Source organism: Pedomonas sp. (assembly GCF_036515995.1).
Lineage (GTDB): Bacteria > Pseudomonadota > Alphaproteobacteria > Sphingomonadales > Sphingomonadaceae > Pedomonas.
The window spans coordinates 1-3,302 of record NZ_DATBUP010000261.1 but is presented as its reverse complement, the minus strand read 5'-3'; the positions used below and the strand labels follow the sequence as shown (position 1 = coordinate 3,302).

The 3,302-nt window shown below is 61.8% G+C and carries 3 protein-coding genes and 2 pseudogenes; 4 read left to right on the top strand and 1 reads right to left on the bottom strand.

What is annotated here, in order from left to right:
- Nucleotides 1-182: pseudogene (locus VIG90_RS18650) on the top strand (hypothetical protein); the annotation flags it as partial.
- Nucleotides 179-667, top strand: a complete 489-nt coding sequence (ruvX, locus tag VIG90_RS18645; protein ID WP_331595024.1) for a Holliday junction resolvase RuvX — start codon at nucleotides 179-181, stop codon at nucleotides 665-667. The pseudogene VIG90_RS18650 and the gene ruvX, both read left to right, overlap by 4 nt.
- A 99-nt stretch (nucleotides 668-766) precedes the next feature.
- Here the strand turns inward: ruvX and VIG90_RS18640 are convergent, their stop codons facing one another.
- The gene (locus VIG90_RS18640) at nucleotides 767-1,708 is read right to left on the bottom strand and encodes a PEP-CTERM sorting domain-containing protein (RefSeq protein ID WP_331595023.1); all 942 of its coding nucleotides are present in this window, start codon (nucleotides 1,706-1,708) and stop codon (nucleotides 767-769) included.
- Between the two features lie 361 nt (nucleotides 1,709-2,069).
- Here VIG90_RS18640 and VIG90_RS18635 point away from each other — a divergent pair, with 361 nt between their 5' ends.
- Both VIG90_RS18635 and VIG90_RS18630 read left to right on the top strand, forming a co-directional pair.
- Nucleotides 2,070-3,074, top strand: coding sequence for an aspartate carbamoyltransferase catalytic subunit (locus VIG90_RS18635; RefSeq protein WP_331595025.1), 1,005 nt, complete (start codon nucleotides 2,070-2,072; stop codon nucleotides 3,072-3,074).
- Nucleotides 3,071-3,302, top strand: a pseudogene (locus tag VIG90_RS18630) (dihydroorotase); the annotation flags it as partial. The gene VIG90_RS18635 and the pseudogene VIG90_RS18630, both read left to right, overlap by 4 nt.

The window sequence follows — 3,302 nt, the reverse complement described above, 5'->3', positions numbered from 1 at the left end:
CGGCGTGCGACGACACCGGCATTCTGCACCTGACGCTCAACCCGCAGGGCCCCTATGCTCAGCAGCTGATGCCGGGCGAGAACTACCACGTGTATGACTACGCCCTGTTCTGGGCGAACATCCGTGCCAATGCCAAGGCCCGCGTTGATGCCTTCCTGTCTTCTGCCGTGGGTGCCCTGTGATTACCCAATCCGTTCTCGATTTCATCGATGTCCTGCCCCAGGGCGGCCGCCTGTGCGGGCTGGACATTGGCGACAAGCGCATCGGCGTTGCCTATTGCGATGCCATGTGGACCATCGCCACAGCCGCCGACACGCTTCAGCGTCAGCGGTTCATGCAAGACCTGAACTGGTTTCGCGAGCAATTCCAGAAGCAGGCAATCAAGGGCATCGTCATTGGCCTGCCTCTTAACATGGACGGGACGGACTCGCCCCAGACCCAGTCGATCCGCGCCTACGCCCGCAACCTGAACAAGGCGCTGAACCCGGAAGGCGCTGCCGCGATCATGCCGATCCTGCTGTGGGACGAACGCTGGTCCACCGCCGCCGTCACCCGCGTCATGATCGACGCGGACCTCAGCCGCGCCAAGCGGGCCGAGCGGGTGGACAAGGCCGCCGCCGCCTTCATTCTTCAGGGCGCGATCGACGCGCTGGCTGCCGCCTGCTGACAGCACATTGGCTGCGGGCCAGCTTTCGAACAGGGTTAGAGCCTACAGATATGAGAAAGCCGCCGGCATCCCTGCGGGGATGACCGGCGCCTTTTCACTTTAGCGGGAAGCGTGACGGCGGCGGCTGGCCGCCAGCCCGAGCAGACCCATGCCGAACAGGCCGAGTGCGGCTGGCTCCGGCACCTCGCCCGGCGGAAGCTGCGTGATATCGGGCAGGCCGCCAAGCGTCGTGATGATGGTGGCACCCGACGCGGAGGAGGTCACGTCCCAGGCCAGCACGGAGACGATGTCGTCCGGACCGTAGGCGGTCCCGATACCCGGCAGAGAGGTCGTGCTCAGATCCGAACAAATCTGGCCGCTCAGTGAAACCGACTGGGTTCCGTTCTCCAGAGCCGGTTTTTGAGAGTTGTAAATGCAGGTTGCCCAACCAGCGAAGTCAGCGCTGACCAGGCCGCCCGCGCTGTTGTATGCACCGCCATGGCTGACGCCGAACAGCTCTTCGGCATCGACGGTGAACAGCTCGAGGTTACCCCCGGCGACCGATCCGCGCGTAAAGAACGCATCATTGCCAGCGCCAATCACGTCTTCATCCAGATACTGGAACAGGCGGATGGTGCCCAGCTCGCCCTCTTCGGCAGAGAAGTTGAAACGGTTCGTCAGAACCGCACTTCCATCGGCAATCGAGGAATCGACCGTCCAGTTGATCCGGTTTCCGTTCGAACCTATGAACCAGCCGCTGGACGATACGGAGGCGGCACCCGTGGAAGTTACAGTATCGCCGAACGGCAGCTGAAAGGCGTTGCCGTCGCCCGTGCTGATGTAGGTGAAGTAGTCGTAGATCACATTTGTTGTATGGATGTCGCCGCTGCTTCCGCGGGCCGTCAGCGTGCCAGAATTCACCTGACCGCCGCTCGCCATATCCACAGACCAGTACCCAACGGTATCAGACGTAAGCCCATTGTCGATAACGACTGCCTGTGCCGAAGTGGCAAATCCACTCGCCAGAACCAACGCAACTGCCGCACTGCCCAGATACTTCATATATTTTCCCTTTTGCAGCATTGGGACAAAGCCCGGCAGCGGGAAAAGCAAGACATGTGCCAAACCTGCGAAACGGCGGATTTCCGGCATAATTCTAATTAGAACAAATATATTATTTAAGGTTTTGTAAACCATACCGACTCCGCAGTCTGGCATGCAGAAGCTGCATAGTGCAGATGGGGTTCTGGCGGACTGCTCCGGCACGCAGGCCCAGCGTGCCATGCCGGAACTGGAAGACTGCGCCATGGATTTCATACACAAATGCTGGCGGACCGCACGGGAGCAACCTATGGTGCGCGGCATTCATACGGCAGGCGCACCCTTGCCGCCTTCGGGTTCAGTCAGTATAGGCCCGCATCAAATGTCATACGCTACTCCCGCATCCTACAAGACGCCGCCGGGTCTCCACCCGTTTCCGCACACCAGCCTGCTTGGCATCGCCGGGCTCCAGCCTTGGGAGATCGCCTACCTGCTCGATGAAGCAGAGCGCTGGATCGACTCAAACCGGAGCACCAACAAGCGCCACGACATTCTGTCGGGCCTGACGCAGGTCAATGCGTTCTTCGAGAACTCGACCCGCACGCTTCTCTCGTTCGAAGTTGCGGGCAAGCGCCTCGGCGTCGATTGCGTCAACATGGTGGTCAGCGCCTCTTCCATCGCCAAGGGCGAGACCCTGCTCGACACGGCGCTGACGCTGAACGCCATGCATCCCGATATTCTGGTGATCCGCCATCAGGACGCCGGCGCGGTCCAGCTGATCGCCGAGAAGGTCAACTGCTCGGTGCTGAACGCCGGTGACGGTCGTCACGAGCACCCGACACAAGCCCTGCTCGATGCACTGACCATCCGCCGCCGCAAGGGCCACATCGAGGGGCTGACCGTCGCCATCTGCGGCGACATTCTTCACTCCCGCGTCGCCCGCTCCAACTTCCAGCTGCTGAATGCACTGGGTGCCCGCGTCCGCGTGGTCGCCCCGCCGACTCTCCTGGGTGCTGAACTCGACCGCCTTGGCGTCGACATCTACACCGACATGGACAAGGGCCTCGAAGGGGCTGACGTCGTGATGATGCTGCGCCTCCAGCGCGAACGCATGCAGGGCGGCTTTATCCCGTCCACCCGCGAGTACTTCCACTTCTACGGCCTGACCGAGAAGCGCCTGAAGAACGCCAAGCCCGACGTGCTGGTGATGCACCCCGGCCCGATGAACCGTGGCGTCGAGATCGATACCGCCGTGGCGGACGACCTTGCCCGCTCAGCCATCACCGAGCAGGTGGAAATGGGCGTCGCCGTGCGCATGGCCTGTCTTGATGTTCTCACCCGCAAGCGTCGCGGCGTTGAAGGCTGGGCGACGGAGACCGGCAAATGACCACAGTTGCATTCATTAACGCACACCTGATCGATGCCGCCTCAGGGCTGGACACCAACGGCGGCGTTCTTATCGAGAATGGCCGCATCTCCGCCGTTGGCGAGATTACGGTGCCGGAAGGCGCGCACGTGGTGAATTGTCAGGGTCAGGTGCTTACCCCTGCCCTCATCGACACGCGCGCCTTTAAGGTGGATGTGGACGCCTGCATCGCAGGCGGCGTTGGCAGAT